Source organism: Venatorbacter sp. C2-1, from assembly GCF_022832715.1.
GTDB lineage: Bacteria > Pseudomonadota > Gammaproteobacteria > Pseudomonadales > Oceanobacteraceae > Venatoribacter > Venatoribacter alkanivorans.
The window spans coordinates 1,880,358-1,902,011 of record NZ_CP094879.1; the positions used below are offsets into that span (position 1 = coordinate 1,880,358).

A 21,654-nucleotide genomic window follows, 5' to 3' on the forward strand; every position below is an offset into this window, starting at 1 on the left:
ATTCCGCATGCAAATTAAGGTCAATTTTCTCGACAACCTCCGTCTGGAAGCCAAATTCGACGACTTTACCGTGGTGGCTGATCAGCCGATCCGCTACAAGGGAGACGGTTCCGCACCGGGGCCGTTTGATTACTTTCTGGCCTCTTCAGCCTTGTGTGCGGCCTATTTCGTTAAGCTGTACTGCCAGACCCGTGATATCCCGACTGAGAATATCCGCCTGTCGCAGAACAATATCGTCGATCCGGAAAACCGTTATAACCAGATCTTCAAGATTCAGGTCGAGCTGCCGGAAGATATCTCCGAGAAAGACCGTCAGGGGATTCTGCGCTCCATTGACCGCTGTACGGTTAAAAAGGTTGTACAAACCGGCCCGGAGTTTGTCATTGAGGTGGTCGACAACCTCGACGAAGACGCACAGGCGCTGTTGATGACACTGCCGGCTGACAACGCGGCGACCTATATTCCGGGCAAGGATTTACCACTGGAACAGACCATTGCCAATATGTCGGGTAAGCTGGCCGATCTGGGCATGAAAATCGAGATCGCGTCCTGGCGTAATATCGTACCGAACGTCTGGTCGCTGCATATCCGTGATGCCGATTCGCAGATGTGTTTTACCAATGGTAAAGGCTCCAGCAAAGAAAGTGCGCTGGCCTCGGCGCTGGGTGAATTCCTTGAGCGTCTGAACTGCAATTTCTTTTATAACGATCAGTTTTTTGGCGAAGAGATCGCTAACGCCAATTTTGTTCATTACCCACAGGAGCGCTGGTTTAAACCCGGCCCGAACGATGAACTACCGCAGGAAATTCTCGATGAATACTGTCTGGATATTTATAACCCGGATGGCGAACTGTGTGGCTCACACCTGTACGATACTAATTCGGGCAATGTTGAACGCGGTATCTGCTCGCTGCCCTATGTGCGTCAGTCTGACGGCGAAACGGTCTATTTCCCCTCTAATCTGATCGAGAATCTTTTCCTCAGTAACGGCATGAGTGCCGGTAACACCCTGGCTGAAGCACAGGTACAGTGTCTGTCCGAAATTTTTGAGCGGGCGGTAAAACGCGAAATTCTGGAAAATGAAATCGCGCTACCCGACGTACCGCGGGACGTACTGGCGAAATATCCGGGTATTGTTGCCGGTATTCAGGGGTTGGAAGAGCAGGGCTTTCCGGTTCTGGTAAAAGATGCCTCCCTTGGCGGCCGTTTCCCGGTCATGTGCGTCACCCTGATGAACCCGCGTACCGGCGGTGTGTTTGCTTCTTTTGGCGCCCACCCGAGTTTTGAAGTAGCGCTGGAGCGCAGCCTGACTGAATTATTACAGGGCCGCAGTTTTGAAGGCTTAAATGATCTGCCGCAGCCAACCTTTGAAAGCCAGGCTGTGCAGGAGCCTAATAATTTCGTTGAACACTTTATTGATTCAACCGGGTTGGTGTCCTGGCGCTTTTTCAGTGCCAAAGCCGATGTCGATTTTGTTGAATGGGATTTTTCTGCCAATAACGAAAAATCCAACGAAGAAGAGGCGGCTAACCTGTTCGCCATTCTGGAAAAACTCGGGCTGGAAAGCTATATGGCGGTGTATGACGATTTAGGCGTTAATGCCTGCCGGATTCTGGTGCCAGGGTATTCTGAAGTGTATCCGGTGGAAGACCTGATCTGGGATAACACCAATAAAGCGCTGTATTTCCGTGAAGATATTCTTAACCTGCACAGCCTTAACGATGAGCAACTGGAAGATCTGGTTGAGCGTCTGGAAGAAAGTGGTCTGGATAACTACACCGATATTATCACCCTGATCGGCGTTGAATTTGATGACAACACCGTCTGGGGGCAGCTCACCATTCTGGAACTGAAACTGCTGGTTTATCTGGCACTGGATCGTCTGGAAGAAGCGAAAGAGCTGACCGAAACCTTCCTGCAGTTTAATGACAACACGGTAGAGCGCGGGCTGTTTTATCAGGCGCTGAACGTGATGCTGGAAGTGGTGCTTGATGACGAACTGGAGCCTGAAGACTACATCGGCAATTTCCGCCGCATGTACGGTAACGAGCGTATGGATGCTGTTGTCGGCTCCATTGAGGGCAGTGTGCGTTTTTACGGCTTAACACCAACCAATATGCAGCTGGAAGGGCTGGATAAACACCTGCGTTTGATTGCCAGCTACAAAAAGCTGCATGCCGCGCGGGCTGCAGCAGCGGGGCTTAATTAAGCACGAGTCATTACGCTTATATTTATTAATGCCAGACGAAAGCCCTGCAGTGCAGGGCTTTTTAGATTCTCAGGCTACTGCCTGTGCATTCAACTCAGCCTGCAGTTCTTTATTACTGCGTGCCATCGCTGCCACTTCCCCGACAATAATCAGCCCCGGACCATCGCTCTCGCTTTTCAGATAACGTTCGGCCAGATACGCAAGATCCATCAGTACGCCTTTAAAAACCTGTTGGTTGGCTAACGTGCCGTTGGTGATTAAAGCCACCGGGGTGGACTCGTGCAGGCCTTCCTGCAGCAGTTGGGCGGTAATCGGCCCGGCCTGGCGCAGGCCCATATAAAATACCCGGGTTGGATTCTGGCACGGAGAAAATTCGTTAAATTTGCTGTGGCCGGAATGCAGTACCAGCGCATTGCCGTAATCACGGTGGGTGAGGGGAATACCGGCTGCCGCGGCACAGCCTCCGGCGGCGGTAATGCCGGGGACAATATCCACTTCCACGCCGCGCTGTTGCAGGTATTCCATTTCTTCGCCGCCGCGACCAAAAATAAAAGGATCGCCGCCTTTTAAACGTACCACGCGCTGGTATTTTCCGGCAGCCGATAGCAAGGCTTTATTAATATCCTGCTGCGTCATTTTATGCGCGCCACAACGTTTTCCGGTATGGATACGTGCACACTGGCGCGGCAACAGGGCGAGAATATCGTCAGAAATCAGGCTGTCGTACAGCACCACGTCTGCCTCGGCGATGACCCGCATGGCTTTTAAGGTCAGCAATTCCGGATCGCCCGGACCGGCGCCGACCAGCCAGACTTTTCCTGAACCTTTCTGCTCTTTGCTGCCTGGTGGATTGGTCAGTTTGGATGCATGCAAAGAGGACGCACGTTTTACCGGATTTTTTGCCTGTATTGTCATCATTATAATTCCACTGCAGTGCAGGCCGCGTCGCTGAACAGGGCTGCAGGTTGTGTATCGCTACCGGCGCTGTGGCTGGCCAGCAGGGTTTTTAACTCGGGAATGCAGGAGCCGCAATTGGTGCCGCAACGCAGAGCCTTGCCTAGTGCGTCACTGCTGTCGCAACCGTTATTAATGGCCTGAATAATCTGTTTTTCACCGATCTGGAAGCAGGAGCACACAATAGCGCCATGATCCGGGGCATCAGCCGGTTGGCCGGCAAGCAGAGCTCGGCGCTGCTGGCTGCTCAGTTCGCTCTGGGCAAAGCATTCGGTCAGCCACTGACGATTACTGAACTGCAGATCTTTATGAACAAAAATGACGGCTTCAAGCTGGTTATTAACAATCAGAACATGGCGGTAATGTTGCTGAGCGGGGTCGCTCAGCGTTAACCACTGGCCTTTTAACGGTTGGTCCGGCAGCCGCTGACGCAGAGCATCGACAAACTGGCCGGCATCGCCCTGACCAGCCACTTCGTAGACCATGCCAGGATTATGGATGTCATCGCCAAACACACCGCAGGCCCAGTACGCGCAATCCGGTGTACCGATATCACGGCGGCTTAACACAAAGCCCTGCCACCCGGGACGGAAAGGCTCGGCATTAACCGCACTGTATTTCAGTTCCGGCTGACCGGAGATGGCGTCCACGCTGCTGTCGGTCAGGGTACCCATGCGTGCGGCACTGGCGTAACGGCTGGTCCAGTGCATGGGTACAAATATTTCGCCGGTGCGCTGGTTATCACTGATATGGGCACGCAGCAGCAGGCTTCCACGGGGGTTGAATATCCGTACCAGTGAGCCGTCTTCAATCCCGCGCAGGGCGGCATCCTGCGGGTGAATATCGGCGTATGGTTCGCTGATATGCTGTGCCAGCCTCGGTGCTTTACCGGTGCGGGTCATGGTGTGCCAGTGATCGCGTACACGGCCGGTATTCATAATCAGATCGCCGCCAGTGCGGGGGGCTGGCAGTTCGGGGGCAACGGCAATAAAGCGTGCTTTACCGTTATCGGTGTAGAAGCGACGGTCATCAAAAAAGCGCTGACGCCCCTGCGGATATTGCGCATTCACCGGCCACTGTACCGGTGCCATGGCGTCGTACTGCGCGCGGCTCATAGCGCTTAATCCGCTTAAATCAAAATCACGGCTGCCGTTATTTTCAAATGCCGAGAGTCTCGCATGTTCGTCAAAAATATCGGCCGGATGGCTGTAGTTAAATGCATCTGCATGACCCAGGGCATGGGCCACCTGGGTGATAATCCACCAGTCGGGCATGGCTTCACCCGGTGGCGGCAGAAAACCGCGCTGACGTGAAATCCGGCGTTCGGAGTTGGTGACGGTGCCGTTTTTTTCGCCCCAGCTGGCTGCTGGCAGCAATACATGGGCAGCGGCAGCAGTATCGGTATCGGCCATGCAATCGGAAACCACCACCAGTTCGCAGTGTTTGAGCGCTTCTTTTACATCGTCGGCATCGGGCATGCTGACCAGCGGGTTGGTGGACATAATCCACAGAAATTTGATCTCGCCGCGTTTAACGGCCTGAAACAGGTCAACGGCTTTCAGGCCCGGCCGTTCGGCCAGATTAGGTGCCTGCCAGAAGCGCCGTACCCGGTCGCGCTCGGCAGCGGAAAAATCCATATGCGCAGCCAGCTGATTAGCCAGTCCGCCCACTTCACGGCCGCCCATAGCATTGGGCTGACCGGTAATGGAGAAGGGCGTGGCGCCGGGTTTACCAATACGGCCGGTGGCTAAATGCACATTGATGATGGCATTGCCTTTATCGGTGCCGGTCGCGCTCTGGTTAATACCCTGAGAATAAAAAGTAACCGTGCGTGGGGTATCGGCAAACCAATGAAAGAACTGCGCCAGATCTGAGGCTTCGATATCCAGCTGGCCGGCAACGTCTTTCAGGCTGCGGCATTGTTGCCGTGCGGTTTCCAGCGCGCTGCCAAAGCCTTCGGTATGCAGGGCGATAAAATGGTGGTCGAGGTTATTGGTTTCACCGAGATACGCCAGCAGGGCGGTAAACAGAAAAGCATCGCTGCCGGGACGGATAGCCAGATGCAGGTCGGCGAGATCACAGGTGGCGGTGCGGCGCGGATCAATCACCACCACTTTCATATCCGGGTTGGCTTTTTTCGCGGCCACCATGCGTTGATACAAAACGGGGTGGGCCCATGCCGCATTGGAGCCGGTAAGCACCAGCAGGTCGGCCTGCTCTAAATCTTCGTAGCAGCCGGGTACGGTGTCGGAGCCAAACGCGCGCTTATAGGACGCAACGGCCGAGGCCATGCACAGACGGGAGTTGGTATCCATATTGGCGCTGCCGATAAAGCCCTTCATCAGCTTATTGGCAACGTAATAATCTTCGGTCAGCAGCTGGCCGGAGCCATAAAAGGCCACGGCATCCGGCCCATGGGTATGAATCACTTGCTGAATTTTATCGGCAATAAGGTTGATGGCCTGGCTCCAGCTGCTGCGCTGGCCGTTCATGAGCGGATACATCAGGCGGCCGTTATGGCTGATGGTTTCATGCAGCGCTGAACCTTTTACGCACAAGCGGCCGAAGTTAGACGGATGACGGCTGTCTCCGGCGACCGGTAACAGCTGTCCATTCTGCTGGCTGATATCAACGCCACAGCCAACACCGCAGTAAGGGCAGGTGGTCTGCGTTTGCTGTGTGGCGGTTAACGGCGTTGCTGTCTGCTCAATGGCGCTCATTGGCAATCCACTCTGAAAAATCCCAAAAAAAAGCGCCCACAGGTTTTTACCTGTGAGCGCCAATGCTCATTCTGCACAACATACGTTTCGTCGCGACAGGCCTTGTAAGCGCTGTGTATGACGGTTGGCATCTGCGTTGATGCCGGAAACGGCCTGATAGTGGCAGCTTCGTTATTCAAGACAATTCAAGATAAGTGCCAACCCTGCGGGCAAACCTGAAAAATAACAGCAAAGGCGCAGAATGGATCATCCGTGCGGGACGGCACAGTATTCCGTCGGCCGGTATTGATTCGGCAAAGAATAAAAATGCGTTTTAGCGGAGCGCAGATTGGTCTTTATGACTCAAATTGGTGCGAAGGTGCCTGTGATTTAGCAGGCACTGCCTGAGTTTGCGCTATAAGCAGGCAGAATCGTTGCTACACTCTGAAGATCGGCTCCAGGTGTGCCGGATCAATTTGTACAGAAAGGCCCGGTATGTGATGACTGACGAAATAAATAACCCCGGAATAAAGCGACTGCTCGCCGAAATCCCTTTGCTGAATCGCCGTATTCAGCACTATCAGCCGGGTATGCCGATCACCATTCTGGCGTTCGGTACTGGTACTGTACCGCCGTCACTGGCAGAAAAAATCCGTGCGGCGGGTTACCGGCTGAAAGAAGTGGAATCCATATCGCACCTGCTGCATCACGAAGGTAATAACACCTGCGCCCTGATTGTTAATCTTGATTCTCTTAACGATAAGCAGCAGCAGCGTGTACTACAGCTGGCGCAGAAGAATCTGCATCTGCCGGTGCTGGCCATCAGCACCGCCAGCGGGCTGGAAGAACGCATTATTGCCATCCGCATGGGGGCTCAGGCTTTTATTACCACGCCGGTTAATGATGATCAGGTTCTGGCGGAGATTAATGCCCTGACCGAACGCTATGAACGCGACCCTTATCAGGTTCTGATTGTTGATGATCAGCCTTCTGTCGCCGAGTTTCTTTCCTCCACTCTGCAGGATGCGGGTTTTCATACCTATGTGATTACCCAGCCAATGAGTGAGCTGATGCCGTATCTGCAGAATCATATTCCTGATCTGATTCTGCTCGATTTGTATATGCCCGGTATCAGTGGTCAGGAGCTGGCGGGGGTAATCCGCCAGCAGGATAATCTGATCAGCGTGCCTATTGTTTTCCTGTCCAACGAAATCAGCCCCAAAGTTCAGGTGCAGGCCATGTGTACCGGCGCCGATGTCTTTTTAAGCAAACCGGTGCAGCCGGTTGATCTGTTGTTTGCGGTAGAGTCGCGAATCCGCCGCGGCCGTATGGTACGTAATCTGGTGACCCGTGATTCGCTGACCGCGCTGCTGAACCGGCGTGAATCTATGCGCCGCCTGCAGGAAGAGGTGCTGCGCTGTCAGCGTTATGGCAATAAACTGTGCGTTGCTCTGCTCGATCTGGACCGTTTTAAGCGTATTAACGATACCTATGGCCATGCCGTCGGTGATCGTGTCATCAAACATTTTTCTTTGCAGTTAAAAAACAGCCTGCGTGACGGCGATATTATTGGCCGTATTGGTGGGGAAGAATTTATGGTGGTGCTGCCGGAAACGACGCTGGCGGTTGCCCGGCGGACTTTTGAACGGCTGGCCGAAGAACTGCGCGAGAACCCGTTCAGTGATTTTTCCTATACTTTTTCCGGCGGGCTGGTACGTTGCTTACCCGGCGTTATGGAAGATGCCCTGCTGGAGCAGGCGGACGTGGCATTATATGAAGCCAAAGCCGCTGGTCGTGATCAGGTTGTGTGTGTTGAGCAGCCGGCGGCATCCGGACACGGATAAAAAAGCCACACGCGGAATTCTCTGAATCCGGTGTGGCGAGTGCGCGAATCCGCTTCACAGAGTGAGCGTTTAACGGCCTGAGCATCGCAGGAATCCAATCTCAGCGCAGCCCCTTTCATTGCGTCTGTCTGCCAATCAAAACATTGTGCTTTCCTTATTCTGCCGTGTGCACTCATTTATTACCGATAGCCCTTCATAGGTGCCATTGCCTCTGCTTCGAATGGCTTGCTGCGATTCGTGTTGTCATCAGGCTTCAGGTGATCCCGGATACGTTTTTTATTGCCCTTAATCAGGGCGACCGGTTGTTTATCTGGTGTTTTCTGGTGCATTTCCCCGATTTAAAAATCAGCCTGGCGCCATAAACAGGCTGTTGATTGCTGAAAACAGGGCAAATTTATTCTTTGGCATTCATGTTGCTAAACCCCTTGTGATGTTTTTGCACTGCAACGGCGTGGTGTGAAAATAGAGCAACGATGCAAATACAGGAGAAATCAGATTATGACCCGATAGCGAGGCCATCCCATGAGCAAAAAGCGTATTATCGTCGTTGGCAACGGCATGGTTGGACACAACTTTATCAACACTCTTGCCACCTCCGAACATTCCTCCGAATTTGAACTCGTTACCTTCTCAGAAGAACCGCGTCTGGCTTATGACCGGGTACAGCTGAGCAAATACTTTTCCGGCTATACCGCCGCTGATCTGGCATTGACCACAGCAGATGATTATGAACGTCAGGGCGTGGTATTTACCCTGAACGATAAAGTCGTGGCCATTAACAGCCATGAAAAAACCATCACCACCGCCAGTGGCCGTAAAGAAGGTTACGACAAGCTGGTACTGGCAACCGGTTCTTACCCCTTTGTTCCGCCGATTCCGGGCAAAGACCAGGATCACTGTCTGGTTTACCGTACTATTGAAGATCTTGAAGCGATTTCTGCCTCGGCCGCCGTGAGTAAAACCGGTGTTGTTGTGGGAGGCGGACTGTTGGGTCTGGAAGCCGCAAATGCGTTAAAACAGGCCGGTCTGGAAACCCATGTCGTGGAATTTGCGCCGCGTTTAATGGCCGTACAGCTGGATGAAGGCGGCGGTAAATTACTGCGCCGTAAAATCGAAGATCTGGGCGTTACTGTTCATACCGAAAAAAATACCAAAGAAATTGTTGCCGGGCAGGAATGCCGCTATCGCATGAATTTTGCCGATGGCAGCTTTCTGGAAACCGATATGATTCTGTTTTCTGCCGGTATCCGTCCGCAGGATGAACTGGCGCGTCAGTTCGGACTGGATCTGGGTGAACGTGGCGGTATTGTTATTAACGATTACTGTCAGACATCCGATGACGATATTTATGCCATTGGTGAATGCGCACTGTGGGATAACAAAATTTTCGGTCTGGTTGCTCCCGGCTATCAGATGGCCAAAGTCAGTGCCGCACATATTGTCAGTTCGTTAATTACCCACGAAGAACCGGCACTGGCCTTTAAAGGTGCCGATATGAGCACCAAACTTAAATTGCTGGGCGTTGACGTTGCCTCCATCGGTGATGCACACGGACATACTGCCGGCAGTCAGAGTTATGTATTTAATGACGATATTGCCGAAGTCTATAAACGCCTGATTGTTTCTGCCGATGGTAAAAAATTGTTGGGTGCGGTGCTGGTAGGTGAGGCTGAGGCTTACGGTACGCTGTTGCAGTTAATGCTGAACGATATGGATATTCCCGGTAACCCGGCGGCACTGATTCTGCCAGCGGTGGATGGTGAAGCTTCCGTCGGACTGGGCGTTGCTGCCTTACCGGAAACGGCTCAGATCTGTTCCTGTTTTGATGTTACCAAAGGTGATCTGGCGGCAGCGGTGCAGGGCGGTTGTTGCACCATGGGGGATATTAAAGACGCGACCAAAGCCTCGACCGGCTGTGGTGGTTGTTCTGCGCTGGTGAAGCAAGTGATGGATGCTGAGCTGGTGGCTCTTGGTGTTGAGGTTAATAACAATCTGTGCGAACACTTTGCTTATACCCGTGCTGAGCTGGCGGATATTATCCGTGTTAAAGGTTACACCACCTTTGCTCAGGTATTGCAGGGGCATGGTAAAGGCCATGGCTGTGAAATCTGTAAGCCAACGGTCGGTTCTGTACTGGCCTCCTTCCATAACGAATACATTCTGAAAGACGAGCATATCGGTCTGCAGGATACCAACGATATTTTCCTCGGTAATATGCAGAAAGACGGTACTTACTCCATTGTGCCACGTATTGCCGGTGGTGAAATTACCCCGGATAAACTGATCGTGCTGGGTGAAATTGCCAAAGAATACGACCTGTATACCAAAATTACCGGTGGTCAGCGTATCGATTTATTCGGCGCACAATTACATGAACTGCCGCAGATCTGGGAGCGTCTGGTTGCTGCCGGATTTGAAACCGGCCATGCCTACGGTAAATCGCTGCGCACGGTGAAATCCTGTGTTGGCAGTACCTGGTGTCGCTACGGTGTGCTCGACAGTGTATCGATGGCGATTGCACTGGAGAACCGCTACAAAGGCCTGCGTGCACCACACAAAATTAAGTTCGCCGTATCCGGCTGTACCCGCGAATGTGCGGAGGCACAGAGCAAAGATATCGGTGTTATTGCCACCGAAAAAGGCTGGAACTTATATGTCTGTGGTAATGGCGGTATGCGTCCGCGTCATGCTGATTTATTTGCCACCGAACTGGACGATGAAACCCTGATTAAAACCATCGACCGCGTACTGATGTTTTATGTACGCACCGCCGACCGTCTGCAGCGCACGTCGGTATGGATGGAAAACCTTGAGGGCGGACTGGATTACCTGCGTGAGGTCGTGGTCGACGACAAACTGGGTATCTGCAGCGAACTGGAAGATGCCATGACCCGCGTTGTGAGTACTTACCAGTGTGAATGGAAAACAACACTGGAAAATCCGGAAAAACTCAAACGCTTCCAGCATTTTATTAATGCCGATGAAGATGACAGCAACCTGCTGTATGTGCGCGAACGTGGTCAGCGCCGTCCGGCAACTGCAACCGAGCGGATTGAACTGGTTAATCTCAGTACAGTACAGGGTTAAGGAGCAGATTATGACATTATTAAATTCAGTAAAAACCGGCCAAGAACAGGCCGTTGATCAATGGAGCAGCATTTGTCTGTTAGAGGATATCGCTCCGGATACCGGTGTGTGCGCGCTGTATCAGGGCGAGCAGGTTGCACTTTTCCGGATCGGTGACAGCGATCAGGTGTTTGCCATCAGTAATTACGATCCGCTGGGTGAGGCCAATGTGTTGTCACGCGGTATTGTCGGTTCTGTTGGTGAGCGGCTGGTGGTGGCATCACCCTTATATAAACAGCATTACGATCTGGCGACCGGCGAGTGTCTGGAAGACAGTGATCTGTTGCTGAAAACCTACCGGGTAAGAGTGGAGCAGCAGCAGGTTCTGCTGGGCTGAGGCTGCATAGGGCCTGTCGACACTAAGTAAATCCGGCCTGCTGAGAGCCAGTTTTTCTCAGAACAAGGAGAGAGGAGTGATATTAACGGGTTAAATGAATGACAAACGACGAAGCTAATGAGGAAAACTGGCCTCAGCCCGAAGGGTTATGGCTAAAAATCCCTCATTCTGCGTTGCTGTTCGCTCGCTTAACCCGTTAGGCCACACTCTCAGCGTCTTGCCTGAGAAATTTTTAGCCGATAACAGGTCTGTTTAATTAGTGTCGACAGGCCCTAGCTTCAATTATTGAAACGCTGCCCGGAAACCGGGCAGTGATATTAATTACCGGATGAATTATCTGATGACGGTCGAAAAATTTAATCTGTTTAATTTCAGCGGTAAGATGAAAGTACTTCATCTTAGCTGGATCGCATTTTTTATTACCTTTGTTGTGTGGTTTAACCATGCACCCATGCTGCAGGCGATTGCCGCCAGTCTGGGGCTGAGCGCTGCGGAAGTTAAAACACTGCTGATTCTTAACGTCGCGCTGACCATTCCTGCACGGGTTATTATTGGCATGCTGACGGATCGTTTTGGTCCGCGTATTGTGTATTCTCTGCTGCTGGCGCTGTGCTCTGTTCCCTGTTTTATGTTTGCCCTGGCCGATGATTTTACTCAGGCCGCGATTGCCCGCTTTCTGCTGGGCTTTATCGGTGCCGGTTTTGTGATTGGTATCCGTATGGTCAGTGAATGGTTTCCGGCTAACGAGCTGGGAACGGCTGAAGGGATTTACGGTGGTTGGGGTAACTTCGGCTCTGCGGCGGCGGCATTCACCTTGCCGGTTATTGCGCTGTTATTTGGCGGGGACGATGGCTGGCGTTATGCCATTGCTCTGACCGGGGTTCTTAGCCTGCTGTTCAGCGTTATTTATTATCGTAATGTTTCGGATACACCGAAAGGCTCTACCTACTTTAAGCCAAAGCATGTCGGTGCGCTGGAAGTCACCAGTAAAGGCGATTTTTTCTTTCTGCTGGTGATGAAGGTGCCTATGTATGCGGCGCTGGCATTATTGGCATGGAAGCTGTCTCCGGCTGGTGTCAGCATGCTGACCGATACCATGGCAGTGGGGATTTATATCGGCCTGGTGCTGTTGTATCTGTACGATGTCAGCCATGTCTGGAATGTTAATAAAACGGTTTTCAAAGAACCGGTTGCTGAAATTCATCGTTATAAATTCCGTCAGGTGGCGGTGCTGAATATTCTGTATTTTGCCACCTTCGGTTCTGAACTGGCGGTTATTTCCATGCTACCGCTGTTTTTTGCCGAAACCTTTGAACTGACACCGGTTATGGCCGGCATGGTGGCTTCGGCTTATGCTTTTATGAACCTGATGTCACGTCCGGGGGGCGGTTGGTTGTCGGATAAATTCGGCCGTAAGCCAACCCTGCTGATTCTGACCTTGGGTCTGGCTATTGGTTACTGTGCGATGGCAATGGTCGACAGCAGCTGGCCTTTGTGGCTTGCCGTTGTTGCGGCAATGGCCTGTTCGTTCTTTGTTCAGTCCGGAGAAGGTGCTGTATTTGCTGTCGTGCCATTAATCAAACGCCGTCTGACCGGGCAGATTGCCGGTATGACCGGAGCCTACGGCAATGTCGGTGCCGTGACCTATTTAACGGTGTTGTCATTCGTGGATTATTCAACTTTCTTTATGGTGATCGCGGCGACGGCTGTCGTGGGCTTTATTGCTCTGTTGGCCATGGAAGAACCAGCAGGCCATATTGCTGAGGTGCGTGATGATGGTACGGTTGAAATGATTGATGTGAACTCTGCTGCAACGGCGCGCTGAGTTATAAGTATAACGATCGGGCGAACCAGACATACGGTGACAGCAGGTGCTTACCTTCCTTCATCAGTTGTGCCGTGTTTGGATATTTCGCCTATTGCGCTGTTGCGCACTGTGTAAAACGGGACGGATATCAATGAATACCGGGCTACTCTCTCACGTCTGGTATTCATTATCTGTGCATCGTTTTACACAGGTTTTTTATTGCAGACCGTTGGGTCCTGGTGCCTGACTCAGAGACATCTATGCAGACTGACAGAGCATTACATAAGGAATATGGTCTTGCCACTGAAGGTGACATTATCCGTCGGCCTTCTGCCAAACGCCTGATTGTCACGCTGGGCGGCTACTCTTCTGCAGGTCCGAAAGACGAAAATCAGGATGCCTTTGCCGCTTGTCTTACCACCCAGGAGCATTATAAAGGGGTGGCCCTGTGTGTCGCCGACGGTGTCAGCTGCAGCGAGCATGCGCAGCAGGCAAGCACCACCAGTGTGACGCATTTTCTGCAGGATTATTACAGCACGCCCGACAGCTGGGATGTAAAAACTGCAGCAGGAAGAGTTTTATCCTCACTTAATGCCTGGCTGTATCATCACGGTCAGCAGGCCAGTGCCCGCCATAACAGTCTGGTGACGACCTTCAGTGGGCTGATTTTAAAATCCAATACTGCGCATTTACTGCATGTCGGCGACAGCCGGATTTATCGTCTGCGGGCCGGTATTCTTGAGTTGCTGACCCGCGATCATAATCATCAGCAGGGTGGGCGTCAGTACCTTAGCCGGGCGCTGGGAATGGATACCCACCTGGAAGTTGATTATCAGACTCAATCATTGCGGCAGGGCGATGTTTTTGTACTCACCAGCGATGGTGTGCATGGTTTTTTAACCGCCCAGCAATTACAGCAGACACTGAACGGTGCATTGCAGGCCGCTACTGGTCGTCACGGAATCAATCAGCATCAGCTGGAGCAATGCAGCAAACAGCTGGTGCAACAGGCTTTGGCTCAGGGCGGTGACGACAATGCAACCTGCTGTCTGCTGGTGGTTGAACAATTACCGCAGACTAACCTGGAGGAAGCACACCGTACTTTGTGTGAGCGGGCTATTCCGCCGGTAATGAAAACGGGCGATAAAATCGACCACTTTCAGATACAGGAAATTCTGTATGCCGGTACGCGCAGCCATGTCTACAGAGTGCGTAATCTGCGCGACCAAAAAGACTATGTATTAAAAGCACCGTCGCTGAATTTTCAGGATGATCTGGTTTACCTTGAGGGCTTTGTGCGCGAGCAATGGGTTGGCAGCCGGGTCGATCATCCGAACATTATGAAGATTTACCCGCCACTGGATAGCAGTCGCTTTCTTTATCATATTTGTGAAAAGCTGGATGGCGACAGCCTGCGCCAGTGGTTGCATGACCATCCGGCTCCGTCTGCTGCCGATGTCCGTAAACTGGTCGGGCAATTAATCCATGCACTGCGGGCATTTCAGCGATTGGGCATGCTACACCGTGATTTAAAGCCTGAAAATGTGCTGGTTGACCGCGATGGCGGTATTAAATTAATTGATTTTGGCACCGTTCAGGTACGTGGCCTGGCAGAAATTAGCAGCGCTGTTAAAGAAGAATGCCCGCAGGGATCGGTTAACTATATTGCACCTGAAACCGTTCTTGGCACTACAGGCCTGCACAATGCCAGCCATCAGAGTGACTTATTTTCGCTGGGTGTTATGGTCTATGAGCTGTTCAGCGGTGCGCAGCCTTTTACTATGGATCAGGTACACCGGCGCGGAGCGAAATCGTTTTCGCAATGGCGTTACACGTCGCTGTTGCAGCATCGTCCGGACTTGCCGCTGTGGCTGGATCTCTGTATTCAGAAAGCCTGTGAACCCAATCCGGCGGAGCGTTATCAGGCTTATTCTGAATTCTGGACCGACCTGCATCAGCCGAATGCTTCGCTGCAGCGGCAATACCGGCAAAAGCCATTGCTGGAGCGTAACCCGCTGCGTTTCTGGCAAATACTCAGTGGGCTTTTACTGCTTGTGATTATTTTACAGGCGCTGATTTTTTCCGGCTGATTCAGGGCCTGTCAATAGGCCCTCCCTGATCGCAAATCAGCGCTTTGCACTTTTCATCGCACACATCACCATCAACACTATCAGCGCGCAAAAAAACAGTTGAGCGACAGTAATGCTGTCACGCAGCATCAGGCTGATAAATGCCAGAGTAAAAAACGGCTGCAGCAATTGCAGCTGACTGATTTTGGCGACACCCGCCGTCGCCAGGCTGCGATACCAGAAACGGAAGCCCCATAGCTGGCTGATGAGACCCAGATAGAGCAGGGCGAGTATGCTTTCCACAATATCCTGCTGGTTGCTGTGCGCAGCTTCCGTGGCCCACAAACTTCCCCATACCAGCGCAGACAATGGCAAATATAAAACCACCATCCAGCAGATGGTCTGCCAGCCGCCGATCATGGCGGCGGCTTTGGCTCCGGCGCTGTAACCCAGACCGCCAAACAGCAGGGTAGCGATCAGGGTCAGCAGATGCTGAGGGGCGAACGCCGGCAATGCACCGATGGTGGTAATGACATAACCGGCGAGCAGGCTGCAGCCGACAACGGAAAAAAACCAGAAGCGTGGCGGATGACGTTCGCCCTGCAGCAGGGTGGCCAGTAACGACGTTACCAGCGGCAGGCCGGCCAGAACCACGCCCATATCAGCGGAAGGTATACGGGTAAGGCTGAGACTCAGTAAATAAGGAAAGCCCAGTACCACACCAACACCGGCCAGCAGCAACCAGGGCAACGCCTGCAGCGGCGGACGTTTCCAGCCATTAATAACGATTACCACCCAGGCTGTCAGGCCCGCGATGACGGCGCGGCTGGCGGCAATAAACTCGGCTGAAAAACTGCCCAGTGCGATCTGTGTCATCGGAATGGTGAGGGCAAACAGCATCACCGCAAACAAGGCCTGATGAACGGCACTGAATACGGGGACCGCGAATTTTCCGGGTTTGCTGTTAGCGGGTAAGTTTGTCCTGCTGTCAGGAGGAGAAGGAATGGTCAGAGATGGATTTTGCATACATGGCCTTTGTGCTGAATCGATGGATAACTGATGAATCATCATGCCGTGCTGTGGGTTACGGCAGCAGACGCAGGGCGGGAGAGAAGCAGCGGTACAGTAGCGCTGCTATTGGCAACTGTACTGGAATGAATTGGCCAAACTGTATCGGTTGGCGGTACAGTTGTTTCTTTAGAATGCGCTTTGTCAGTGAGTAATTGGCCATGGAGCCTATTCCACGCCGCCGATTCTATGCAGCCGTCAGTGCTCAGGAGTTCATCGTGTTACAACGCCAGACAGAACAACCCCTTTATCAGCAACTGGCTGGCCGGGTGGCGGATGATATCCGTGCCGGAGTGTTTGCGGCCGGCAGCAAAGTACCCAGTGTGCGTAAACTGGCAGTGCAATATGGCGTGAGTATTTCAACCGTAACCCAGGCTTATGCCTGGCTTGAGGATCAGGGCTGGATTTCGGCCCGGCCACAGTCGGGTTACTTTGTCCGCAGCCATGTGTCGTCTGCTGAGCAGCAGATACCGCCGTTATCGGCCGGTGATAAACCCAGCGCTGTTACCAAAGCAGAATTTATTAATGGCATGCTGGCGAAAATCAATCGTCCGGCCATGATCAATCTTGGTGCTGCGATTCCGCGTCCGGACTGGTTACCGCAACGGGTGCTGCAGACCCATATTCAGAAAGTCAGTCGTTTTCATTCTGCCGAAGTATTTGATTATTTATTTTCACCCGGTCTGGAAGAGCTGCGTAATCAGGTTGCGGTACGAATGCGCGATGTGAATGTGCGTTGTCAGGCGGATGACATCGTTATTACCCATGGCTGTGCCGAAGCGCTGGCCCTGTGTTTACGGGCAGTTACGAATCCCGGTGATCTGATCGCGGTTGAATCACCCTGTTATTACGGTTTTTTACAGACCGCCGATATGCTGGGGCTGAAGATTATTGAAATACCCACTGACCCGCAGCAGGGCATGAGTGTCGATGCACTGCAGCTGGCACTACAGCAGTGGCCGGTAAAAGTCATTCAGGTCAGCAGCCGTTATTCCAATCCGACCGGTTGCAGTATGCCGGTAGAGCAACAGAAAAAACTGATGGCGCTGGCCAGTCAGTATCAGGTGCCGGTGATCGAGGATGATGTTTATGGCGAAACAGGGTATCCGGTCGCGCGTGGACAGGCTCAGCCACCGGCTTCGGTGCTGAAAACCTACGATCAGGATGGTCTGGTGCTGTACTGCTCGTCGTTTTCCAAAACGGTCTCGGCAGGCTTGCGTGTGGGCTGGTGCATTCCCGGTCGCTGGTACCGGCAGGTAACAGAACGGCAGACATTTACCACTTTTTCGGCAGCGAGCCTGTCACAATACGCGATGCTGTCGTATCTGCAGAACGGCCACTACGACCGGCATCTGCGTCAGTTCCGGGTGCGTGCCGCCAACAGCATGCAGCGTTTTATTCATGCCATCCGCCAGTATTTTCCACCGGGAACCCGGGTTAGTGAGCCTGCCGGAGGATTTATTCTCTGGGTCTGTTTGCCCGAGGGCGTCAGTGCGATGGATCTGCATTATGAGGCTGCGCAGCGTTCGGTAATTATTATTCCCGGTGATGTGTTTTCCAATACTGAGCATTTTTCCAATTATATCCGCATTAATACGGCTATTACCTGGAGTGAGGATGTGGAAGATGCGATTAAAATACTGGCGCAGCTGGTGAAAAGACAGCAGCAAAAATACAGTGGCAGTGTGGGAGCCTAGTATGAATACCTGGTGGATTCTGGCGATTGCGATTATTGCCGAAGTGATCGCAACCTCAGCGTTAAAAGTCAGCGAAGGTTTTACCCGTTTAATACCCTCGCTGGTGGTTGTGGTTGGCTATTCTATAGCGTTTTATGGTTTGGCCCTGACATTAAAAACCATTCCGGTCGGCGTTGCCTATGCCATCTGGTCAGGCATGGGCATTGTTCTGGTTACCCTGATTGGCTGGTTTTTATTCGATCAGAAACTCGATCCGGCGGCTATTATCGGTATGGTGCTGATTATTGCCGGTGTCGTGGTGATGAATGTTTTCTCTGCCAGCAGCAGTCACTGATAATCTTTCAGCACAGTATCAGCAATACGCCTGGCCGAACAATAATGTTGGCCGCAGAGCGGTAACGCTGTCACCCTGTTGCATTAATTCATAATACCAGTGGCTGTCGGCGACATCGCCGACACACAGGGCCCCGACGATACGCTCATCGCGCAACAGTATTTTCTTATAAATACCCGCGTGCTCATCCAGCAGTTGCAGAACTTCTGTACTGCTGTCTGCTTCAAACTGACCGATGCTGTGAATATCGACACCGGATACTTTTAATTTGGTTAAATGCTCGCGCTCCTGATACGACAACAGAGGATCGGCAGTGCTTAATCTCTGCTGCTGATCGGTTTGATATTGCTGGTGCAGCTGGCTTGCAAGGATGCTGGCCTGTTCCCAGATGGGAGCGACCAGGCCATAGGTGTTGCCGTTAAATTCGCAGCATTCGCCTAATGCATAAATATGCGGATGACTGGTACGCATCAATGCATCTACCTGAATCCCCTGACCACAGCGGATACCCGCACTTTCTGCCAGTTCTTTATTGGCAATAATACCGGTAGCAAATACCACCAGATCGGTATCCAGCTGTTGCTGAATATGGCGCTCAGCCTGTTCAAACTGAATAGTATTGATGTGCAGTTTTGGCGCATTGCTGCTGCACAATTTAAGCGGGGTGCAGCCGGTGCGTACATCAATACCACGGTTAAGCAGTTCTTTTTCCAGTAATGCCGACGCTGTGGCATCCATCTGGCGGTTCATCAAAACAGGATTGCGGTGCAGCAGGGTTACCTGAATGCCGTGGCTGCGAAGTCCCGTGGCGGCTTCTACACCCAACAATCCGGCACCAATCACGGTAGCGTGTTGTATATCCGGCAAGCGTTCAAACATAGTGTCAACGTCGCGCAGACTGCGGAAACCAACAACATTGGTTGCATCTGCACCGGGAATATCAGGCACAAAAGAACGGGAACCGGTGGCTAGTATCAGTGCGTCATAAGCAAAATGGTCGCCACCGGAACAGATAACCTGCTGGGTTAGCGTATCAATGCGTTCAACATTCTGCTTCAGATAAACAGAAATACGCCGGCTCTGATACCACTCTTTATCATGTGGCGTAATGGCATTCAGCGTTGTTTCGCCGGCCAGCAGTGGTGAGAGCATAATGCGATTGTAATGAGCAACAGGCTCGTCGCTTAGTACGTGAATAGCGCTGAACGGATGGTTCTCGCCCAGTTGCTCCAGTACCCGGTTGGCTGCCAGACCATTGCCAATAATCACCAGAATGTTTGTCGCCATGTTCTATCTCCTTCGCTGACAGATGGCGGTACCCGCAGGGCACCGCCGTATCGCTTTTTTAAGGTTTAATCAGAATTTTGCTTCCAGCCACAGCCAGGCTTTGTCGCTGTCGCTACCATTATCTCCGGCGCTGTAGGCGGCGTATTTCAGACCGGCACTGTAATGCTCAGCAAAGCTTCTGGCGGCGAGGAAATTGACTTCGCTGCCTTTATCGTCATTGCCTTCATCGGCACTGTACTCATGGTACATGGCCAGCAATTTGACACCGGCGACGGCACCCGTGGCTTTAATATAGGTATCACTCAGGCCATCGGCCGGAGTTACCAGGAATTTGTCTGCCCAGCCATTAAACGCATGTTTGGTGGCTAACGGGGTCTGGAATCCATAGGCGCCGTCATCACTGCCGAGGGTTTCATTGCCCAGTGCGAGAGTAATGCCGGACAACACCACGCCGCCTTCCAGGGCATAATAACTGGCATCAAAATCATCGCTGGACTGGGTAGCAAATTCTGCGCTGTAGATCAGGCTCAGATCATTGACGGCCGTTTTTCCGGTAAAGCGCGCACCATAGGTATCCAGCTTGGCGTCACTGTCGTCATCCTTTAATAAATAGGCGTAACCGGTCAGGTTTCCGGCTTTGAGTCCGGAGTAGGTGGCATTAAGTAAATGGCTGGTAACGTCGGCATCAAATTTACGCAGAATACCGTTAACCTGATCGATGTAAGCGTATTGAAGGTTAAGATCGCCGGTTTTATAAGCCGCTTTTATCGCATCAAAAGTTTGTTCATTCTGACGCCAGCCGACATTACCGACGAAGCGGGCATTATCCAGAATAATACGCTGGCGACCGGCTACAAGGCTGAAGCCATCTTTGCTGTAGCTGATCTGAGCACGGTTGATCTCGGTGTTCTCCGGATCGGCAACGGTATCATAATCGGTATTTTCCGGAGCATAGTCGTCGATAGCGGCGCGTACATCTTCAATTTCGTACAGCACTTTAAAGCCGTTAAAATCGGCTGTTTCATAACCCAGGCGAGAGCGCAGAGTGAGTGCCGTGGCAGAGTCTTTATCGGCAGCATCGTCATCATCAACGCTTTCATAGCGCAGGCGAAGATCAATAATGGCGTCACCTTTTTTCAGCATATCAACAGCCGTATCTTCTGCCAGCACACTCTGACTGAAGACAACCTGGCTGATGGCTAAACTCAGGGCAGTAGCTGACAACGTTTTTTTTGTTTGCATCATTCTTTCTCCGGTATCTGATTAAAATCAGGCAGTTTTTAACTGGTTAGCTTTATCCTGATCCGGTGTATGAGCATGGGAATGCCCGGCCGGGGTGTTTATCGCGCGGGTTTCATGATTTTCTTTTATTATTTGGGAACCTGAGACCTGACCATGGGGTTGCGTGGCAGGCAGGCCGTCATCAGTTTTACGTTGTTTTTCATAAAGGAAACTCAGCACCTGATGGCGGTAATGGTTGTAGCGTGGGTCATCGGCTAACTGCAGGCGGTTACGGGGCCGCTCAAGATCGATGTGCAGAATTTCGCCAATGGTGGCGGCAGGGCCATTCGTCATCATGACGATGCGGTCGGACAGCAGAACGGCTTCATCGACATCATGGGTAATCATAATGACGGTGTTATTCAGCTCCTTCTGAATGTCCATTAATGAATCCTGAAGGTGCGCGCGCGTCAGAGCGTCGAGCGCGCCAAAAGGCTCATCCATTAATAACACCTGAGGCTCCATCGCCAGTGCCCGGGCGATGCCCACGCGTTGCTTCATGCCACCGGAAATTTCATCCGGGCGTTTATGCATGGCATGGGTCATATGCACCAGCTCCAGGTTGTGCTCAATCCAGGCTTTCATTTCGGCTTTGGATTTTTTGCCACGGAATACCTGTTTTACTGCCAGTTCGACATTTTCATAAGCACTGAGCCAGGGCAGCAGGGAGTGGTTCTGAAAAACCACCGCACGTTCAGGGCCTGGCTCGTTCACTTCTTTACCATTCAGAACTACGCCGCCTTCGGTTGCCTGCAGCAGACCGGCAACAATATTCAGCACGGTGGATTTGCCGCAGCCGGAGTGGCCGATCAGTGAAATATACTCACCTTTATTAATCTTAAGATCGACACTCTGCAACGCGCGGAAACTGCCTTTTGCGGTGCTGAATTCAATACCTACCTGAGTCAGTTCGAGTAGTGGGTTCATAATTTTCTCCGGTTC

At 52.1% G+C, this 21,654-nt stretch carries 14 protein-coding genes; 8 read left to right on the forward strand and 6 right to left on the reverse strand.

Going from position 1 to position 21,654, the window contains the following annotated elements; translation table 11 throughout:
• Nucleotides 1-7 precede the first annotated feature (7 nt).
• Nucleotides 8-2,209, forward strand: a complete 2,202-nt coding sequence (locus MT343_RS08350) for an OsmC domain/YcaO domain-containing protein (RefSeq protein ID WP_145468959.1) — start codon at nucleotides 8-10, stop codon at nucleotides 2,207-2,209.
• Nucleotides 2,210-2,278: 69 nt separating this feature from the next.
• Here the strand turns inward: MT343_RS08350 and cobA are convergent, their stop codons facing one another.
• Entirely contained in the window at nucleotides 2,279-3,127 is an 849-nt protein-coding gene (gene cobA / locus MT343_RS08355) for a uroporphyrinogen-III C-methyltransferase (RefSeq protein WP_225691932.1), read from the reverse strand.
• Nucleotides 3,127-5,883 carry a nitrate reductase gene (locus tag MT343_RS08360; protein WP_145468958.1) on the reverse strand — a complete coding sequence of 919 codons (2,757 nt, stop codon included), beginning with the start codon at nucleotides 5,881-5,883 and terminating at the stop codon, nucleotides 3,127-3,129. The genes cobA and MT343_RS08360 overlap by 1 nt, the downstream gene beginning before the upstream one ends.
• A gap of 479 nt (nucleotides 5,884-6,362) precedes the next feature.
• Here MT343_RS08360 and MT343_RS08365 point away from each other — a divergent pair, with 479 nt between their 5' ends.
• The 5 genes from MT343_RS08365 to MT343_RS08385 all read left to right on the forward strand — a co-directional run bounded on the left by MT343_RS08365 (nucleotide 6,363) and on the right by MT343_RS08385 (nucleotide 15,066).
• On the forward strand, nucleotides 6,363-7,706 hold the full coding sequence (locus MT343_RS08365; protein WP_145468957.1) for a diguanylate cyclase: 1,344 nt from the start codon (nucleotides 6,363-6,365) through the stop codon (nucleotides 7,704-7,706).
• 522 nt (nucleotides 7,707-8,228) lie between these two features.
• On the forward strand, nucleotides 8,229-10,793 hold the full coding sequence (gene nirB / locus MT343_RS08370) for a nitrite reductase large subunit NirB (RefSeq protein ID WP_145468956.1): 2,565 nt from the start codon (nucleotides 8,229-8,231) through the stop codon (nucleotides 10,791-10,793).
• 10 nt (nucleotides 10,794-10,803) lie between these two features.
• Nucleotides 10,804-11,169: a nitrite reductase small subunit NirD gene (gene nirD, locus MT343_RS08375; RefSeq protein WP_145468955.1), complete on the forward strand. Its 366-nt coding sequence runs from the start codon at nucleotides 10,804-10,806 to the stop codon at nucleotides 11,167-11,169.
• Between the two features lie 340 nt (nucleotides 11,170-11,509).
• Nucleotides 11,510-12,994, forward strand: a complete 1,485-nt coding sequence (locus tag MT343_RS08380; protein ID WP_145468954.1) for a NarK family nitrate/nitrite MFS transporter — start codon at nucleotides 11,510-11,512, stop codon at nucleotides 12,992-12,994.
• Between the two features lie 242 nt (nucleotides 12,995-13,236).
• Nucleotides 13,237-15,066 carry a bifunctional protein-serine/threonine kinase/phosphatase gene (locus MT343_RS08385; protein ID WP_145468953.1) on the forward strand — a complete coding sequence of 610 codons (1,830 nt, stop codon included), beginning with the start codon at nucleotides 13,237-13,239 and terminating at the stop codon, nucleotides 15,064-15,066.
• 36 nt (nucleotides 15,067-15,102) lie between these two features.
• On the opposite strand, the gene MT343_RS08390 is transcribed toward MT343_RS08385, so the two are convergent.
• The gene (locus tag MT343_RS08390; RefSeq protein ID WP_186435896.1) at nucleotides 15,103-16,071 is read right to left on the reverse strand and encodes a DMT family transporter; all 969 of its coding nucleotides are present in this window, start codon (nucleotides 16,069-16,071) and stop codon (nucleotides 15,103-15,105) included.
• 260 nt (nucleotides 16,072-16,331) lie between these two features.
• Between MT343_RS08390 and MT343_RS08395 the strand changes: the two genes are divergently transcribed.
• Together MT343_RS08395 and MT343_RS08400 are read left to right on the forward strand one after the other, a co-directional pair.
• The gene (locus MT343_RS08395; protein ID WP_222428548.1) at nucleotides 16,332-17,810 is read left to right on the forward strand and encodes an aminotransferase-like domain-containing protein; all 1,479 of its coding nucleotides are present in this window, start codon (nucleotides 16,332-16,334) and stop codon (nucleotides 17,808-17,810) included.
• Between the two features lies 1 nt (nucleotide 17,811).
• Nucleotides 17,812-18,144, forward strand: a complete 333-nt coding sequence (locus MT343_RS08400) for a DMT family transporter (protein WP_145468950.1) — start codon at nucleotides 17,812-17,814, stop codon at nucleotides 18,142-18,144.
• 18 nt (nucleotides 18,145-18,162) lie between these two features.
• Here MT343_RS08400 and MT343_RS08405 read toward each other — a convergent pair whose 3' ends face one another.
• From MT343_RS08405 to MT343_RS08415, 3 genes are all read right to left on the reverse strand, one after another.
• Entirely contained in the window at nucleotides 18,163-19,431 is a 1,269-nt protein-coding gene (locus MT343_RS08405; protein ID WP_145468949.1) for an NAD(P)/FAD-dependent oxidoreductase, read from the reverse strand.
• 69 nt (nucleotides 19,432-19,500) lie between these two features.
• Nucleotides 19,501-20,676 carry an alginate export family protein gene (locus MT343_RS08410; RefSeq protein WP_243989490.1) on the reverse strand — a complete coding sequence of 392 codons (1,176 nt, stop codon included), beginning with the start codon at nucleotides 20,674-20,676 and terminating at the stop codon, nucleotides 19,501-19,503.
• 24 nt (nucleotides 20,677-20,700) lie between these two features.
• The gene (locus MT343_RS08415) at nucleotides 20,701-21,639 is read right to left on the reverse strand and encodes an ABC transporter ATP-binding protein (RefSeq protein ID WP_145468948.1); all 939 of its coding nucleotides are present in this window, start codon (nucleotides 21,637-21,639) and stop codon (nucleotides 20,701-20,703) included.
• Nucleotides 21,640-21,654: the final 15 nt, after the last annotated feature.

Excerpts from the sequence above, each read along its gene's own strand:
- nirD (WP_145468955.1), top strand. The coding sequence starts at position 10,804 with ATGACATTATTAAATTCAGTAAAAACCGGCCAAGAACAGGCCGTTGAT.
- MT343_RS08385 (WP_145468953.1), top strand. The coding sequence starts at position 13,237 with ATGCAGACTGACAGAGCATTACATAAGGAATATGGTCTTGCCACTGAA.
- MT343_RS08350 (WP_145468959.1), top strand. The coding sequence starts at position 8 with ATGCAAATTAAGGTCAATTTTCTCGACAACCTCCGTCTGGAAGCCAAA.
- MT343_RS08405 (WP_145468949.1), bottom strand. The coding sequence starts at position 19,431 with ATGGCGACAAACATTCTGGTGATTATTGGCAATGGTCTGGCAGCCAAC.
- MT343_RS08380 (WP_145468954.1), top strand. The coding sequence starts at position 11,510 with ATGACGGTCGAAAAATTTAATCTGTTTAATTTCAGCGGTAAGATGAAA.
- MT343_RS08360 (WP_145468958.1), bottom strand. The coding sequence starts at position 5,883 with ATGAGCGCCATTGAGCAGACAGCAACGCCGTTAACCGCCACACAGCAA.
- nirB (WP_145468956.1), top strand. The coding sequence starts at position 8,229 with ATGAGCAAAAAGCGTATTATCGTCGTTGGCAACGGCATGGTTGGACAC.
- MT343_RS08410 (WP_243989490.1), bottom strand. The coding sequence starts at position 20,676 with ATGATGCAAACAAAAAAAACGTTGTCAGCTACTGCCCTGAGTTTAGCC.
- MT343_RS08415 (WP_145468948.1), bottom strand. The coding sequence starts at position 21,639 with ATGAACCCACTACTCGAACTGACTCAGGTAGGTATTGAATTCAGCACC.
- MT343_RS08390 (WP_186435896.1), bottom strand. The coding sequence starts at position 16,071 with ATGCAAAATCCATCTCTGACCATTCCTTCTCCTCCTGACAGCAGGACA.
- MT343_RS08365 (WP_145468957.1), top strand. The coding sequence starts at position 6,363 with ATGACTGACGAAATAAATAACCCCGGAATAAAGCGACTGCTCGCCGAA.
- MT343_RS08400 (WP_145468950.1), top strand. The coding sequence starts at position 17,812 with ATGAATACCTGGTGGATTCTGGCGATTGCGATTATTGCCGAAGTGATC.
- cobA (WP_225691932.1), bottom strand. The coding sequence starts at position 3,127 with ATGATGACAATACAGGCAAAAAATCCGGTAAAACGTGCGTCCTCTTTG.